At 72.0% G+C, this 15,953-nt stretch carries 12 protein-coding genes and 1 pseudogene; 5 read left to right on the plus strand and 8 right to left on the minus strand.

Features of this window, described 5'->3' with window-relative positions; translation table 11 throughout:
* The first annotated feature begins 114 nt into the window (after positions 1 to 114).
* The gene (locus E4N63_RS15690; RefSeq protein ID WP_230240989.1) at positions 115 to 849 is read left to right on the plus strand and encodes a hypothetical protein; all 735 of its coding nucleotides are present in this window, start codon (positions 115 to 117) and stop codon (positions 847 to 849) included.
* A gap of 152 nt (positions 850 to 1,001) precedes the next feature.
* On the opposite strand, the gene E4N63_RS15695 is transcribed toward E4N63_RS15690, so the two are convergent.
* Genes E4N63_RS15695 through E4N63_RS15710 form a run of 4 tightly spaced genes read right to left on the minus strand, consistent with a single transcriptional unit; the run spans position 1,002 to position 4,614 of the window.
* A complete protein-coding gene (locus E4N63_RS15695) occupies positions 1,002 to 1,721 on the minus strand; it encodes an ABC transporter permease subunit (RefSeq protein WP_019707424.1) in 720 nt (239 codons plus the stop codon).
* A 31-nt stretch (positions 1,722 to 1,752) separates the two neighbouring features.
* On the minus strand, positions 1,753 to 2,670 hold the full coding sequence (locus tag E4N63_RS15700; protein WP_125622565.1) for an ABC transporter ATP-binding protein: 918 nt from the start codon (positions 2,668 to 2,670) through the stop codon (positions 1,753 to 1,755).
* The gene (locus tag E4N63_RS15705; protein ID WP_185831100.1) at positions 2,667 to 3,587 is read right to left on the minus strand and encodes an ABC transporter permease subunit; all 921 of its coding nucleotides are present in this window, start codon (positions 3,585 to 3,587) and stop codon (positions 2,667 to 2,669) included. The genes E4N63_RS15700 and E4N63_RS15705 overlap by 4 nt, the downstream gene beginning before the upstream one ends.
* Positions 3,577 to 4,614: an ABC transporter ATP-binding protein gene (locus E4N63_RS15710; protein ID WP_185831101.1), complete on the minus strand. Its 1,038-nt coding sequence runs from the start codon at positions 4,612 to 4,614 to the stop codon at positions 3,577 to 3,579. Before E4N63_RS15710 ends, E4N63_RS15705 begins: the two co-directional genes overlap by 11 nt.
* 198 nt (positions 4,615 to 4,812) lie before the next feature.
* Here E4N63_RS15710 and E4N63_RS15715 point away from each other — a divergent pair.
* The 4 genes and pseudogenes from E4N63_RS15715 to E4N63_RS15730 form a co-directional block, all read left to right on the plus strand.
* A pseudogene (locus E4N63_RS15715) lies at positions 4,813 to 5,721 on the plus strand (alpha/beta fold hydrolase); the annotation flags it as partial.
* Positions 5,722 to 5,748: 27 nt separating this feature from the next.
* Positions 5,749 to 6,210, plus strand: coding sequence for a hypothetical protein (locus E4N63_RS15720; RefSeq protein ID WP_125622566.1), 462 nt, complete (start codon positions 5,749 to 5,751; stop codon positions 6,208 to 6,210).
* 142 nt (positions 6,211 to 6,352) lie between these two features.
* Positions 6,353 to 7,255, plus strand: a complete 903-nt coding sequence (locus E4N63_RS15725) for an LLM class flavin-dependent oxidoreductase (RefSeq protein ID WP_230240990.1) — start codon at positions 6,353 to 6,355, stop codon at positions 7,253 to 7,255.
* A gap of 156 nt (positions 7,256 to 7,411) precedes the next feature.
* Positions 7,412 to 8,323, plus strand: a complete 912-nt coding sequence (locus tag E4N63_RS15730; RefSeq protein WP_125622568.1) for an HAD hydrolase family protein — start codon at positions 7,412 to 7,414, stop codon at positions 8,321 to 8,323.
* Between the two features lie 29 nt (positions 8,324 to 8,352).
* On the opposite strand, the gene cydD is transcribed toward E4N63_RS15730, so the two are convergent.
* The 4 genes from cydD to hisC form a co-directional block, all read right to left on the minus strand.
* On the minus strand, positions 8,353 to 12,039 hold the full coding sequence (gene cydD, locus E4N63_RS15735) for a thiol reductant ABC exporter subunit CydD (protein ID WP_230240991.1): 3,687 nt from the start codon (positions 12,037 to 12,039) through the stop codon (positions 8,353 to 8,355).
* Between the two features lie 25 nt (positions 12,040 to 12,064).
* The gene (cydB, locus tag E4N63_RS15740) at positions 12,065 to 13,066 is read right to left on the minus strand and encodes a cytochrome d ubiquinol oxidase subunit II (RefSeq protein WP_125622570.1); all 1,002 of its coding nucleotides are present in this window, start codon (positions 13,064 to 13,066) and stop codon (positions 12,065 to 12,067) included.
* A 16-nt stretch (positions 13,067 to 13,082) separates the two neighbouring features.
* Positions 13,083 to 14,594: a cytochrome ubiquinol oxidase subunit I gene (locus tag E4N63_RS15745; protein WP_125622571.1), complete on the minus strand. Its 1,512-nt coding sequence runs from the start codon at positions 14,592 to 14,594 to the stop codon at positions 13,083 to 13,085.
* A gap of 227 nt (positions 14,595 to 14,821) precedes the next feature.
* On the minus strand, positions 14,822 to 15,934 hold the full coding sequence (gene hisC / locus E4N63_RS15750) for a histidinol-phosphate transaminase (RefSeq protein ID WP_230240992.1): 1,113 nt from the start codon (positions 15,932 to 15,934) through the stop codon (positions 14,822 to 14,824).
* Between the last annotated feature and the right edge of the window lie 19 nt (positions 15,935 to 15,953).

The raw sequence follows: 15,953 nt of genomic DNA on the forward strand, positions 1-15,953 counted from the left end.
TGCCGGGCGGCAGAACCGGTCATCGAGTACGTGGCTATATGAGCAGCCTTCGCTCCTGGTCCCTGGATACGGGCAGTCCCACATCCGTTCCGGAACGAAGGGGAGGGCACTCTCATGCCACCCGAATCCGCACTGCTCGAATCACGCGCGCTCCGCGAGAGCCTCGCCGCGCGCACGGGCGTGCTCGACAAGGTCAAGGTCCTGGCGATGCTGCCGGACGGGCTGCACGTCACGACGCGCATGGTCGCCGAGTACTTCGAGGTGAGTGAAGAAGTGGTCCGGCAACTCACGGCACGCCACCGCTCGGAGTTGTCATCCAACGGTATGACCACGCTACGAGGCGCTGACCTGCGCCGATTCAAGCGTGACATCCTGTCACGCTATACCGCAGCAGGTTATCCACAGGCCAGGTCGAACCTGGGCGTCTTCACCCGCCGCGCCGTACTGAACGTGGCGATGCTGCTGCGGGACAGCCCTGTCGCACGTGAGGTCCGCAGGTACCTGCTGGACGTCGAGGAGAGCTTCACCACGCCACGCTCCGGGACCGCCCCGTCCGCGGAGCGCTCGCTCGAAGCCAGGATGACCGTCGTCGAGTCCTGTCTCGCCGATGTCGGCGCCGCGCTGCGCGACCTCGGGCCGGTACTGCGCCGGACCTCCGACCGGCTGGACCGGATCGACGAGCGGCTCGACGGAATGGACCGCCGCATCGCCTTCATGGACCGGCGGCTGGACAACACCAACCAGGTCGTCTGTGCGATGAGCGAGCGCGTGGCCGGCATGGACGTCCGGCTGCGGCAACTCCAGGAGGAGACGGCGCGATGCCCGCGCCCGCGAGGCGGCCGGCGCTGACCGGTCACGGCCCCGCGCACCCGCGGGGCCCGCACTGACCGGTCGACGCGGCCGGGCAGGGCCGAGGCCGGGGCGCGCACCCCTCCAGGTGCGCGCCCCGGCCCGTTCCGTTCCTTCTCGTCGCCCTTCCGCCGTCCCGCCGTCGCCCCGGCTCACTCCTCCCCGGCCAGCTTCAGGACGCGCAGCTTCTGGCCCGCGTACCAGGTGGCGAGGGCCGTGACGACGGAGAGCAGCACCACGGCCGGGACGAGACCCACGTCCGAGGTCACCAGCCCGCCGTCGGCGGTCTTCTGCGCGAGGGCCAGCGCCCACTGCTGCACGCTGAGGGTCCGGGCCCCCTCGATCAGGCTGCCGAACAGCGATTCCCACACCAGCGCGTAGACGAGCCCGGCGACGACCGCGTGCCGGGTGACCGTGCCGAGCAGCAGGAAGACGGCGCTGTAGGCGACGGAGGCGACCGCGGCGGCCAGCGCGTACGCGACGGCGACGTTCTGGCTGTTGCCGTTCAGGATGAAGCCGGCGATCAGCGTGGGCACCGCCGAGAAGACGACCGTCACCCCGATCGCCACCAGCAGTTTGGTGACGATGATGGTGGGCCGCTTCACCGGTTTGGCGAGCAGGTAGACGATCGAGCCGTCGTCGATCTCGGGGCCGATCGCTCCCGTGCCGGCGATCACGCCGATCAGCGGGACCATCGTGGCGAGGGCGAAGCCGCCCAGCACATCGGCGGCGATCTGGTCGTCGACTCCGGTCAGTTGGCGCACCGCCACCGCGATGAGCAGCAGCAGTGCGGGGAGGAGGAAGAGGATCAGCGCCCGGCGGCGGCCGAGCAGGCCCCGGTAGGTGAGCCGGGCGACCGTGGAGTTGTACATCGGTTCGGGCTCCTTCAAGCCGCTGGGCCGCTCAGGCCGTTACGAGGTAGGAGAAGACGCTCTCCAGGGACTCGTCGGAGGGCGAGACCGTGAGGAGCCGGATGCCGTGCTCGCGGGCGACCCGCGGCAGCAGTTCGGTGAAGCGGGGGAAGTCGACGGCCTGGACGTGCAGCGCCCCGTCCGCCCGGTCGATCTCGATACCGGCCGTGGACGGATCGGCGATCAGCGCGGCGGCCAGGGCGCGGTCGTCGCCGGACCGGATGAGATAGCGGTGCGGGCGGTCCGTCATCAGGCGGCGGATCTTCCGGAAGTCGCCCGAGGCCGCGTGCCGGCCGGCGACGATCACCTCGATGTGCTGGGCGAGCTGTTCGACCTCCTCCAGGATGTGCGAGGAGAAGAGCACGGTGCGCCCCTCGTCCCCCATCCGCCGCAGCAGCTCCATGAGCTGCATCCGCTGGCGCGGGTCCATGCCGTTGAACGGTTCGTCGAGCAGGAGGACGGACGGCTCGTGGACCAGCGCGGAGGCCATCTTCACGCGCTGCCGCATCCCCTTGCTGTACGTGGCGATCTTGCGGTTCTGCGCGTACTCCATCTCGACGGTGGCGAGCGCCTCCCGGGCCGCCCCGCGGGGATCCTTCAGCCCGTGCAGCTCGGCGTTGGCGAGCACGAACTCCCGTCCCGTCAGGAAGTCGTACATGGATTCCCGTTCGGGGACGATGCCGATCTGCCGGTACGCCCCCTCGTTGCGCCAGACGGCCGCGTCGTCGAGGGTGACGGTGCCGGTCGAGGGGGCCAGGAAGCCGGCCATCATGTTGATGAGGGTGGACTTCCCGGCGCCGTTGGGGCCGAGGAGGCCGGTCACACCGGGGCCGATGGTCATGGTGATGTCGTTGACGGCGACCACGTTGCCGAACCAGCGGGAAACGTGGTCGATCTTGAGGGTGGTCACAGCCCGACCTTCCGGTAACGGCGCATCAGCAGCGCGTACGAGCCGGCGATCAGCCCGAGGACCACCGCCGGGTAGACGATTCCGGCGAGCGCGCCGGACGGCCCCTCGGCGCCGGGGAAGGCGGAGTCCGCGCCGAGGAACAGCGACTGCACGCCGTCGACGAGGGTGACCGGCGAGAACAGGCCGAGCCAGCCGATGGCGTCCTGGTTGCCCTGCTCCCAGGCGATCGCCTGGACGGTGCTGACCGCGCCGTAGGAGATGGTCATCACGGCGATGACGGCGGCGACGCCGAAGCCCCGGCGGGGGGTGAGGGCCGCGACGACCAGCCCGATGCCGGCGAAGAGCACGGACAGGACGGCCACGGAGGCCAGGCCCTGGCCGAACCCCTTGGTCTGGTCGGCGAAGTCCAGCTTGGCCAGCAGCGCACCCGCGTAGAGGATGACGAGCGGTGCCGCGGTGAGCAGGAAGAGGGCCGAGGCCATCGCCGCGTACTTCGCTGCCACGTAGTCCACCCGTTCGATCGGACGGGAGAAGTAGAGCGGCACGGTGCGGAACCGCAGATCGCGGGAGACGGACTGCGGGGCCTGGGCGGCGAGATAGAGGCCGATGACGGCCTGGAGGTAGATCGCGTACCGCGTGTATTCGAGCGGCAGGTCCTTCATGTCGGTCGCCACGGCCACCGCGACGATGATGCCCGCCGGCAGGCACATCACGGCGAACAGCAGCATCGGCAGAACCTTGGACTTGGCCGAGCGGCCGAGACCGTACGCACCGCGCAGACTCTGGGAGAAGAGGGAGAGCCGGGCGTAGGAGCGCCCGAGGCGGGGGCCGTCGTAGCGGCGGTAGCCGATGTTGTGGATGCGGGTCGGGTCGGCGGACGGGTCCGCCGCCGTCGGCGTCATGCTCTCAGGCGGCATCGCGGCCACCTCCGTTCCGTCCGTCCGTGCTGCTGGCGTGCGGCCGGGCGGAGGGCTCCGGCCCGGCGGGCCCAGTGGGTTCCGGGGGCTCCCCGGGGCGGAAGACCTCCGCGATGTGGTGACGGCGCTGCTCCATGCGCACCAGGCCGAGCCCCAGTCCGGCGACGGTGTCGCGGACCGTGTCGTACGTCCGGTCGCCCTCGGCGTCCAGGAGCAGCACCCGGCCCGCGCCGGGCGCGTGTCCGCCGGCGGCGTGGCGGACGCCCGCGCGGGCCAGCGCCTCCGCCAGCGCGGCCGTGCCGTCGGGGTGCTCCTCGGTGTCCGTGACCTCGACCGCGATGACCGCGGTTTTCTGGGTGAAGTCGCTGGTGGAGCTGGAGCGCAGCAGGGCACCGCCGTCGATGACGACCACGTGGTCGCAGGTGCGTTCGAGCTCGCCGAGAAGGTGGGAGGTCACCAGCACGGAGATGCCGAAGTCGGTGTGGACGCGGCGGATGAGGCCCAGCATCTCGTCCCGGCCGACCGGGTCGAGGCCGTTCGTCGGCTCGTCCAGCAGCACCAGTTTCGGGTCGTGGACCAGCGCCTGGGCGAGCTTGACCCGTTGCTTCATACCGGTCGAGTAGCCGCCGATGGGCCGGTAACGCTCCTCGTAGAGGCCGACGTGGCGCAGGGTGTCGGCGGTGCGCTCACGCGCGGCGGAGGGCGGCAGCCCCGAGATCCGGGCCATGTGCACGACGAACTCGGTCGCGGACACGTCGGGGGGCAGGCAGTCGTGCTCGGGCATGTAGCCGACCTGTTCCCGGATGGCGCCGCCCTCGCCGGCCACGTCGAGGCCGAGCACCGCGGCCCGCCCCTCGGTCGCCGGGGACAGTCCGAGCAGGATCTTGATCAGGGTCGACTTGCCGGCCCCGTTGGCACCCACCAGGCCGGTCACGCCCGGGCCGATGGTCATGGTGAGCCGGTCGAGCGCGGTCACCTTGGGGAACCGCTTGCTGAGGCTTTCGGTCACGATCACTGTCACGGCCATGACGCTAGTGGCGCGGACCACACCGGGCGTCAGCCCTGACGGCTGTCTCCGCGTCCCCCTTCAGGTGTAGGGACCCGTAAGGGCCGTACACCTAAGTTGTTACCACCGGTAATAATCATGGGTAACGTCAGGGATGCGGAGGAGCCGGGAAGACGGCGGCTCCCTGAGGCCGGAAGGCGGTGCCGGGTGACCGGTGACATGCGCGAACGCTGGGTGCAGGGCGGGGACGGCGTACGGCTGTGCGTGGCCGCACTGGGAGATTCCGGGCAGCCTGTGGTGGTCCTGGTGCACGGCTATCCGGACAGCAAGGAGGTCTGGACCGAGGTCGCGCGGCAGCTGGCGGACCGCTTCCACGTGGTCCTCTACGATCTGCGGGGCTGCGGCCGCTCGACCGCGCCCCGGCCGTTGCGGGGCGGCTTCACCCTGGAGAAGCTGACCGCCGACTTCCGCGCCGTCGCGGACGCGGTGAGCCCCGGCCGGCCCGTCCATCTGGTGGGCCACGACTGGGGCTCGGTGCAGGGCTGGGAGTTCGTCACCACGGCCGCCGCGGACCGGATCGCCTCCTTCACCTCCGTCTCCGGCCCCTCGCTGGACCACTTCGGCCACTGGGCCGCACGGCGCCGGAGCGGGGCGCTCGGCGCACGCGGTGTCCGCGAACTGCTCGGCCAGCGCCTGCGGTCCTGGTACGTCTATGCGCTGCACACGCCGGTCCTCCCCGAGCTGGCCTGGCGCGGGCCGCTCGCCCGCCGGTGGCCCGGCGTCCTGCGCAGGCTGGAGAAGCTGCCCGCCGACGGCTACCCGACTCCGTCCCTGGCCCGGGACGCCGCCCACGGCGCGTGGCTCTACCGCGACAACTTCCGCCCGCGCACCCGCCGTCCGCGCGAGGACGCCCGTGCCCGGGTGCCCGTCCAGCTCGTCGTCCCCGCCGGGGACGTCTTTCTCTCCGAACACCTCTACGACGACCTCGGCCTGTGGGCGCCCTGGCTCGTCCGCCGGCGCGTGGCCGCCGGGCACTGGGTGATCCGGACACAGCCGGAGCAGGTGGCCGGCTGGATCGCGGAGTTCGCTCTGGAGACCGGTGCCTCCTCCGGCTTTCCCGCCACGGAACCGTCGGCCGGCTGACACACTCGGGGCATGGAGCCGCCGCCCGAACAGTTGCCCAGCACCGAGGCCGCCGTCATCGCCATCCGGGAGATCGCGCGGGAGTTCGAGTTGACGGTACGGGTCACCGACGACATCGGAGCCGACCGCTCGGCCCGGCGAACGGCGGCCGGGGCCTTCGCCGTGACCGACGAGGACGGCTCGCTCCCGCACGAGGCCCATGCCGAACTGTCCGGCTCACCCGCGGTGGAGGTCGAGCTGTACTCGGAGGGCGACGCCAAGGTCACCGTCGAGGGGGTCGAGTTCCACGACCTCCCGCGCGACGTGGTGCCGGACTTCCTCCGCTCCGTGTACGGGGGAGCGGCCCATGTGAAAGGCCGCTTCTTCCCGCCGGGTTACTGGCTCGTCGTGCCGTTGCCGGGAGGCCGCGCCCTCAAGGAGCTCGTGCTCTCCGGGCCGGTGCTCTCCCCCTGGCTGAGCCGGTCGGTGCGCTGAGGCGGGCGATGCACCGAGCCGGGCGGTCGGACGGTCGGGCGGTCGGTACGGTGCTCGGCCGAGGAAGCGCGGTGCCCCGCACGATCCCGGCCCGATCCCCGCACGACCGGGGCCGTGGGGAGGCCGACGTAGGCTCGGGGCCATGAGTCCGCGCCTGAGCACCGTGATCCTCCCCGTCGACCGCTGGAACGAGGGCGGCCGCGCGAAGTGGCAGCGCGCCGAGGAACTGGGCTTCCACGCCGCGTACACCTACGACCACCTGTCCTGGCGGTCCTTCCGCGACGGCCCCTGGTTCGGCGCCCTGCCCACGCTCACGGCCGCCGCCACGGCGACCGGCCGGCTCCGTCTGGGCACCCTCGTGACGTCACCGAACTTCCGGCATCCCGTGACGCTCGCCAAGGAGCTGATCTCCCTCGACGACATCTCGGGCGGCAGGATCACCCTCGGCATCGGGGCGGGCGGCAGCGGCTTCGACGCCACGGCGCTCGGCCGGCGGCCGTGGACCCCGCGCGAGCGGGCCGACCGCTTCGGCGAGTTCCTGCCGCTGCTGGACCGGCTGCTCACCGAGGGCACGGTCTCGCAGCGCGGCGACTTCTACACCGCGGAAGAGGTCAGGAACCTCCCCGGCTGCGTCCAGCGGCCCCGGCTCCCCTTCGCCGTCGCCGCCACCGGGCCGCGAGGGCTGAGGCTGGCCGCGCGGCACGGCCGGGCATGGGTGACGACGGGTGACCCGAAGCTCTACGAGACGGGCACGCCGCAGCAGTCGGACGAGGCGATGCGCCGCCAGCTCGAAGGGCTCGCCGCCGCCTGCGCGGAGACCGGCCGGGACGTCGCGGAGCTGGACAAGATCCTGCTGACCGGGTTCACCCCGGACCGCGCCCGCCCGCTGGAGTCCCTGGACGCCTTCGTGGACTTCGCCGGGCGCCACCGGGATCTGGGCTTCACCGAGATCGTGGTGCACTGGCCGATACCCGGCTCGGACTTCGCCGCCGACCAGGCTGTCTTCGAGAAGATCGCCACCGAGGCGGCCGCGCAGCTCGGCTGACGGACAGGGTCTGCCCCCTCACGGTCCGGCACGGGCTCCGCACGGCATACGGCCCGCACACCAGGGGCGCAAGTGACCAGCGGAGTCGCACGGCGGCGTTCTCCCCGGCCCCCGTGACGCTCCCTTGTGCGTACCGTCGCACGCTTGTGCGCGCATATGCGCGAAGATGGAGAGGTGACCTCAGCTACCGAGCGGCCCGAGCCGCACCACCCGGCCCTCGCCGGAGCCGGTGACCCGGCCTCCGTGACCGGGCCCGTACGGCTGATCGCCACCGATCTCGACGGCACCCTGCTCCGCGACGACAAGACGGTCTCCGACCGGACGGTCGCCGCGCTGGCGGCCGCCGAGAAGGCCGGCATCGAGGTCTTCTTCGTGACCGGCCGGCCCGCGCGCTGGATGGGAGTCGTCAGTGACCACGTGCACGGCCACGGCCTGGCGATCTGTGCCAACGGCGCGGCCGTCGTCGACCTGCACCGGGGCGGCCAAGTCGTCGAGGTCCGCCCGCTGCACCGTCTCGCCGCCATGGACGTGGTCGGCGCGCTGCGCGTCGCCGCGCCGGGCACCTCGTTCGCCGTCGAACTGACCACCGGGCTCCACTACGAACCGGAGTACCCGCCCTTCCACCTCGATCCCGGGGCCACGGTCGACGCCGCAGAGCGGCTTCTCTCGGAGAACGCGTGGCACGCGGAGACGCCGGTGCTCAAGCTGCTGGCCCACCACCCGGAGATGTCCCCGGACGACTATCTCGCCCTGGCCCGGGAGACGGCGGGCGCGCACGCCTCGTTCACCCGTTCCAGTCCGACCGCGCTGCTGGAGATCAGCGGGCTGGGGGTCAGCAAGGCCTCCACCCTCGCGCAGTGCTGCGCGGAGCGCGGGATCGCCCCCGGCGAGGTGGTGGCGTTCGGCGACATGCCCAACGACCTGGAGATGCTGACCTGGGCGGGCAGCTCGTACGCGATGGCCAACGCGCATCCGGAGGTGCTGGCCGCCACTGCGGCCCGTACGGCCGCCAACAGTGAGGACGGCGTCGCGGTCGTCATCGAGCGCATCCTGGAGGAGCAGGCGTAGCGCCGTCCCGACGCCCGTACGGAGCGGCCTCAGCACGCCGCCGGCGCGGCCTCCGGAAGCTCCCGGGGCAGCCGGGCGCCCGCCGTGTCCGCCGCACGCTCCCGCTCCCGCATCCGCCGGAACGGCCCGTCGGCGGCCGCCAGCTCCGCGTACGTGCCGCGCTGGACGGCACGGCCCCGGTCCAGCACGACCACCTCGTCGACGTCCTCCAGCCCCGCCAGCCGGTGGGTGATGAGGACGGTCGTGCGGCCCTCGGTCGCCGCGAGCAGATCGGCCGTGAGGGCGTCCGCCGTCGCCAGGTCGAGGTGTTCGGCGGGCTCGTCGAGGACCAGCACGGGGAAGTCCGCGAGCAGGGCCCGGGCCAGGGCGAGTCGGCGGCGCTGGCCGCCGGACATCCTCGCGCCGTGCTCGCCGACCATCGTGTCCAGGCCCTCGGGCAGGCCGTCCACCCAGCCGAGCAGCCGGGCCCGGGCCAGGGCGGCGCGCAGTTCGGGCTCCCCGGCGGACGGACGGGCGAGCCGCAGGTTCTCGCGGAGTGAGCTGTCGAAGAGGTGCGCGTCCTGCGCGCAGAGCCCGACCAGCCGCCGCACGGCGTCGCCGTCGAGCGCGGTGGCATCGGTGCCGGCCAGGGTGTAGCGGCCGGACTCGGGGTCCAGGAAGCGCAGCAGCACCTGCGCGAGCGTCGTCTTGCCCGAGCCGGACGGGCCCACGACGGCGATCCGGCGCCCCCGTACGAGGTCGAGGTCCAGGCCGTCGAGGGCGGGCAGCCGCTGACCGGCGTAGCGGGCCGTCAGATTCCGCACCGCCAGCGGGAACGGTGTGGCGGGAGGTACGGCGGGCTCGGCCGGCTCGCGTACCGGCTCGGGAGCGGCCAGCACCTCCCGGATCCGCCCGGCTGCGCGTCGGGCCCGCTGCTGGTGGAGCACGGCGAGGGGAAGGTCCGTGACCGCCTCGAACGCCGCGAGCGGCAGCAGGACCACCACCGCGAGCGCGACCCCCGCGAGCCTCCCCTCGTGCACCGCCTGCACTCCGGCCCAGGCCGTACCGGTCACGGTGAGCCCACAGACCAGCGCGGAGAGCCCGGCGCCGGCTCCGGCGGCGGCCGCCGAGCGCCCGGCGAGCCCGGTGAGCTCGGCGTCCGCGCGCCGGGCCTCCTCCGTACGGGACCGGAGCGCGCCGGCCACCGTCAGCTCGGCGGTGCCGGACAGCAGGTCCACGACCCGGGTCGCCAGAACACCGCGGGCCGGGGCCAGTCGCCGCTCCGCCCGGCGCGACACGGCCCCGGAGAGCAGCGGCACCCCCGCTCCGGCGGCGAGCAGCCCCAGCGCCAGCACGGCTCCCGCCTCCGGCAGCAGCCAGGTGGTGAAACCGACGGAGCCCGCGGAGACCAGGAGGGCGACGCCCACGGGCAGCAGGCGGCGCAGGAAGTAGTCCTGGAGGGAGTCGACGTCGGCGACGAGCCGGGAGAGGAGGTCGCCGCGGCGGGTGGTGCGGAGGCCCGCCGGCGCCAGCCGTTCGAGCCGCTGGAAGACGGCCACGCGGAGGTCGGCGAGCATCCGGAAGACGGCGTCGTGCGCGACGAGCCGCTCGGCGTAGCGGAACACGGCCCGGCCGATGCCGAAGGCCCGAGTGGCCGTGACGGCCACCATGAGGTAGAGGATCGGCGGCTGCTCGGAGGCCCGCGAGATGAGCCAGCCGGAGACGCCCATGAGGCCCACCGCGCTGCCGAGCGCGAGGCTGCCGAGCACCAGGGCCAGCACGAACCGGCCCCGCCGTGCCCGGGCCCGGTCCCGCACCCAGCGCAGCGGATCCGGGCCCCGCCGGTGGAGGATCCCGCCGGGCCGGCCCGGCCGGCCGGGCCCGTCCGGCCGCTCCCCTGCAGCTGCGGGAACGGCTGCCACGATGCCCGCGCCCCGCGGGCCGCCCCGGCCGCCGGCACGGGTGGCGTCCACCGGCCCGCCCGGTGTCTCCGGCGACGCGGCCGGCGTCCCCTCCCCGTTCTCCGGCGCCGGCTGGACGGAGACCGCGGCGGCCGGTGCCGATGCCGGAGCCGCGACGGGTTCCGCCGTCCCGGCCGGCCGGGGAAGCTCCACCACCCGGTCGGCGACCGCCAGCAGGGCCGGCCGGTGCACCGCCATCAGCACCGTGCGCCCCGCCGTCAGCCGTGCGACCGCCTCCACGACCGCCGACTCGCTCTCGCCGTCCAGGTTGGCCGTCGGCTCGTCCAGCAACAGCACGGGACGGTCGGCGAGGAAGGCCCGGGCGATCGCGATCCGCTGCCGCTGGCCGGCCGACAGCCCGGCGCCGCCCTCGCCGAGGACGGTGGCGGGCCCCTCGGACAGCGCGGTGACGAAGTCCAGTGCGCCCGCGTCGCGCAGCGCCTCCCGCACGGCCGCGTCGTCCGCGTCCGGCCGGGCCAGCCGTATGTTCTCGGCGACGGTCCCGGCGAAGAGGAAGGGGTGCTGGGGGAGCCAGGCGATCTGCCGCCGCCAGCCGTCGAGGTCCACGGTGGAGAGGTCCGTGTCCCCGAGCAGCAGGCGTCCCTCCGCCGCCTCGGCGAACCCCAGGACGGCGTGGAGCAGGGTGGTCTTCCCCGACCCGCTGGGGCCGGTCAGTGCGACGGTCTCACCGGGCCGGACCGTCAGGGAGGTGCGCGGCAGCGAGGGCTCCGGGCGCCCGGGGTGCCGAACGGCCAGACCGTCCACCCGCAGCCCGGAGACCCGGGCGTCGGGAGCGGGAGCCGTCCCGCCGGTGCTCCCCGGCGGGGTCTCCAGCACCGTGAACACCTGCTCGGCGGCGGCCAGTCCTTCGGCCGCCGCGTGGTACTGGGCTCCCACCTGCCGGATCGGCAGATAGGCCTCGGGGGCGAGGATCAGCACCACCAGCCCGGTGAAGAGATCCAGGTCGCCGTGGACGAGCCGCATACCGATGCCGACGGCGACCAGCGCCACCGACAGGGTGGACAGGAGTTCCAGCGCGAAGGAGGAGAGAAAGGCGATCCGCAGGGTTCGCAGGGTGGCCCGCCGGTAGTCGGCGGTGATGGCGCGGATCGACTCGGCCTGGGCCTTGGCGCGGCCGAAGACCTTCAGGGTCGGCAGGCCGGCCACCACGTCGAGGAAGTGCCCCGACAGCCTCGTGAGCAGCTGCCACTGACGGTCCATCCGCGCCTGGGTGGCCCAGCCGATGAGCACCATGAAGAGAGGGATCAGCGGCAGGGTCACCAGGATGACCGCCGCGGACACCCAGTCCGCCGTGACGATGCGGGCGAGGACGGCGGCCGGGACCACGACCGCCAGCCCCAGTTGCGGCAGATAGCGGGCGAAGTAGCCGTCGAGGGCATCGATACCCCGGGTGGCCAGCGCCGTCAGCTCTCCGGTGCGCTGCGAGCTCAGCCAGCCGGGTCCGAGCCGTGTGGCATGGTCCAGCAGCCGGGTTCGCAGCTCGGACTTGACCGAGGCTCCGGCCCGGTGCGCGGCCAGCTCGGTCAGCCACGAGACGAGCGCCCGTCCGGCGGACACGGCCACGAGCAGCAGCAGCTCAGTGGTCAGCCCGTCGGCGTCCAGCCCCTGCTGGAAAGCGCCCACGATCACCTCGGCGAGCAGCACGGCCTGGGCCACCACCAGGCCGGCCCCCGCCAGTCCGAGGGCTACGGCGGCCAGCAGGAAGATCCGGGTGGCTCGGGCGTAACGGAGCAGGCGGGGGTCGACGGGTTTCACGTGAAACAGTCCCTCGGTTTGTTCCTCAGTGCACGTCGGCGAGGTGCTGGGTGCCGATGCGCTTGCGGAAGACCCAGTACGTCCAGCTCTGGTAGAGCAGCACCAGCGGGGTGGCGATACCGGCGCACCAAGTCATGATCTTCAGCGTGTACGGGGTGGAGGAGGCGTTGCTGACCGTCAGGCTCCACTCCTCGTTCAGCGTGGACGGCATGACGTTCGGGAAGAGCGTCAGGAAGAGCATCGCGACGGCGGCCACGATGGTGACCCCGGAGAGCGCGAAGGCCCAGCCCTCCCGGCCCTGCTGGTTCATGGCGATGGCTCCGAGCAGCGCACCGGCCGCGGCCAGCATCGCCACGAGGCTCACGGCATCGCCCTTCTCCAGCTGGGTCCAGCCCAGCCACAGCACCGCGAGCACCGCGGTCACCAGGCCCACCCCGGTGGCCAGCTTCCGGGCCCGGACCCGGATGTCCCCCACCGTCTTGAGGGCGACGAAGACGGCACCGTGGAAGGTGAAGAGGGTGAGCGTGACCAGCCCGCCCAGCAGCGCGTACGGGTTGAGCAGATCGAAGAAGCCTCCGACATACTCCTTCTCCTGGTCGATCGCGACCCCGCGCACGATGTTGCCGAAGGCCACACCCCAGAGGAACGCCGGCAGCAACGAGGTCCAGAAGATCGCGTGCTCCCAGTTGGTCTGCCAGCGGTCCTCATCCCGCTTGTGCCGGTACTCGAAGGCGACGCCGCGCACGATCAGGGCGAGCAGGATGAGCAGCAGCGGCAGATAGAAGCCGGAGAAGAGAGTGGCGTACCACTCGGGGAAGGCGGCGAAGGTCGCGCCACCCGCGGTGAGCAGCCAGACCTCGTTGCCGTCCCAGACCGGTCCGATCGTGTTGATCAGTACCCGGCGCTCCTTCCGGTCGCGGGCCAGCACCTTGGTGAGCACGCCGACCCCGAAGTCGAAGCCCTCCAGGAAGAAGTAGCCGGTCCAGAGGACGGCGATCAGGATGAACCAGACGTCGTACAGTTCCATGTCCAGCTCCTCACTCTCAGTACGAGAAGGCCATGGGCCGGTCGGCGTCGGCGTCGCCGTCGCCGCCGATCCTGGTGGGCGGGTTGAGGTCGGCCTCCGTGAGCTCCGGCGGACCGGCCTTGACGTACTTGACGAGGAGCTTGACCTCGATCACCGCGAGAATCGCGTAGAGCAGGGTGAAGACGCTCATCGACAGCAGCACCTCGCCCTGGGTCACGCCGGGGGAGACGGCGTCCTCGGTGCGCAGCACGCCGTAGACCACCCACGGCTGGCGGGCCATCTCGGTGAAGATCCAGCCCCAGGAGCTGGCGAGCAGCGGGAAGCCGATGGTGAGCACGGCCAGCTTCCAGTACCAGTCGGTGAGCACGGCACCGAGTTCCCGGTCCCGGGTGAGGGCCAGGCGCGGCGGCTCCTCCTCGGTGGTACGGAGCCGGGGCGCCAGCCACAGCTTGTTGCGGGTGAGATAGAGACCCACCACGCCGATGGCGAAGGAGACCATGCCGAAGCCGATCATCCAGCGGAAGCCCCAGTAGGCGACCGGGATGTTGGGCCGGTAGTCGCCGGGCCCGTACTGCTCCCGCAGGTCCTCGTTGACATCGTTGATGCCGGGGACCTCGGTCTCCAGATCACCGTGGGCGAGGAAGGAGAGCAGCCCGGGGATCTCGATGGCCACCTTGTTGTGGCCCTCGTCGACATCGCCGTAGGCGAAGACGGAGAAGGGCGCGGGCGCCTCGGTGTCCCACAGCGCCTCGGCCGAGGCCATCTTCATGGGCTGCTGCTCGTACATCACCTTGCTGAGCCGGTCGCCGCTGACGGCGGTCAGCAGGCCGCCGGCCACGAGGGTGACCAGGCCGAGCCGGAGCGACGTCCGCATCTCCGGGAGGTGCCTGCCACGGCGGAGGTGGACGGCGGCGATGCCCACCATGAAGGCGCCGCCGGCCAGGAAGGCCGCGGTGAGGGTGTGGAAGACGACGACGACCGTCGTGTCCTGGGTGAGCACGGCCAGGAAGTCGGTGAGTTCGGCGCGCCCGGATTCCTCGTTGATCCGGTAGCCGACGGGGTGCTGCATCCAGGAGTTGGCGGCCAGGATGAAGTAGGCGGAGAGCACGGTCCCGATGGCGACCATCCACATGCAGGCGGCGTGGATCTTCTTGGGCAGCTTGTCCCAGCCGAAGATCCACAGGCCGATGAAGGTGGACTCGAAGAAGAAGGCGATCAGCGCCTCGAAGGCCAGCGGGGCTCCGAAGATGTCACCGACGAAGCGGGAGTAGTCGGACCAGTTCATCCCGAACTGGAACTCCTGCACGATGCCGGTGACGACACCCATGGCGATATTGATCAGGAAGAGCCTGCCCCAGAACTTGGTCGCCCGGAGGTACTTCTCCTTGCCCGTCCGCACCCAGGCGGTCTCGAGGCCTGCCACCAGGGAGGCGAGAGAGATCGTCAGCGGTACGAAGAGAAAGTGGTAGACGGTGGTGATGCCGAACTGCCATCGCGCCAGCGTCTCGGGCGCCAAGGCTATGTCCACGGTTCCTCTCCTTCACATCGCGGTGATTCGATGCGGCAGATGTCCCGCTGCCTCCACCCGCGAGGAGGCAGACAGGCTGGTGCTTGTGAACGCGTTCACATTCACAAGCACCAGTATGGCGCACCCTTTCCACCCCGACACAACCAGGGGGTGTGCCCTGCGGCACACCCCCCTACCTGCGGTTTTTATACCCCCACCAGCATCTTGACGAAGCTGGTCGGCGCTGTTCACAACTCCTTGCGGAAAGCCTCCGCGGCGCCCAGCAGAAGATCGTTCGCCTCGGTCTCACCGATGGTGATCCGCACCCCCTCGCCGGGGAACGGCCTCACGACCACACCGGCCCGCTCGCACGCCGCCGCGAACTCGGCCGTCCGCTCCCCCAGCCGCAGCCAGACGAAGTTCGCCTGCGACCCGGGAACCGTCCAGCCCTGCGCCGTCAGCGCCGCGGACACCCGCGCCCGCTCACCCACCAGCGCCTCCACCCGCTCCAGCAGCGCCTCCTCGCTGCGCAGCGAGGCCACCGCCGCGTCCTGCGCCAGCTGGCTCACCCCGAAGGGCACCGCGGTCTTCCGCAGCGCCGCCGCCACCGGCTCGTGCGCCACGGCGAAGCCGACCCGCAGCCCCGCCAGCCCGTAGGCCTTGGAGAAGGTGCGCAGCACGCAGACGTTCGGCCGGTCCCGGTAGACCTCGATCCCGTCCGGCACCTCCTCGTCCCGGATGAACTCGCGGTACGCCTCGTCCAGCACGACCAGGACGTCCGACGGCACCCGGTCCAGGAAACGCTCCAGCTCCGGGCGGCGGACCACCGTGCCGGTCGGGTTGTTCGGATTGCAGACGAAGACGAGCCGGGTCCGGTCGGTCACGGCGTCCGCCATGGCGTCCAGGTCGTGGGTCTCCCCACCGGTCAACGGCACCTGCACCGAGGCCGCCCCCGAGATCCGCGTGATGATCGGGTACGCCTCGAAGGACCGCCAGGCGTACATGACCTCGTCGCCCGGACCCGCCGTCGCCTGGATCAACTGCTGGGCGACACCCACCGAGCCGGTACCGGTCGCGACATGGGTGGCCGGCACGTCGAAGCGCTCGGCCAGTTCGGCCATCAGCCCGCTGCAGGCCATGTCCGGGTAGCGGTTGAAACTCCCCGCCGCGCCGAGAACGCTCTCCATGACCCCCGGCAGCGGGGGATACGGGTTCTCGTTGGAGGAGAGCTTGTATGTGACCGGCCCGTCCCCCGCCGTGGCCGGCTTGCCCGGCTTGTACGTCGGAATGCTCTCCAGCACACCGCGCAGCCTGGGAATCACCGGGGTCTCGGGGGAGTCCCCCCGGGAATCAGTGTGCATCGCCGTCCTCCTCGACCGT

It is taken from the genome of Streptomyces sp. MNU89, assembly GCF_020982505.1.
Lineage (GTDB): Bacteria > Actinomycetota > Actinomycetes > Streptomycetales > Streptomycetaceae > Streptomyces > Streptomyces xinghaiensis.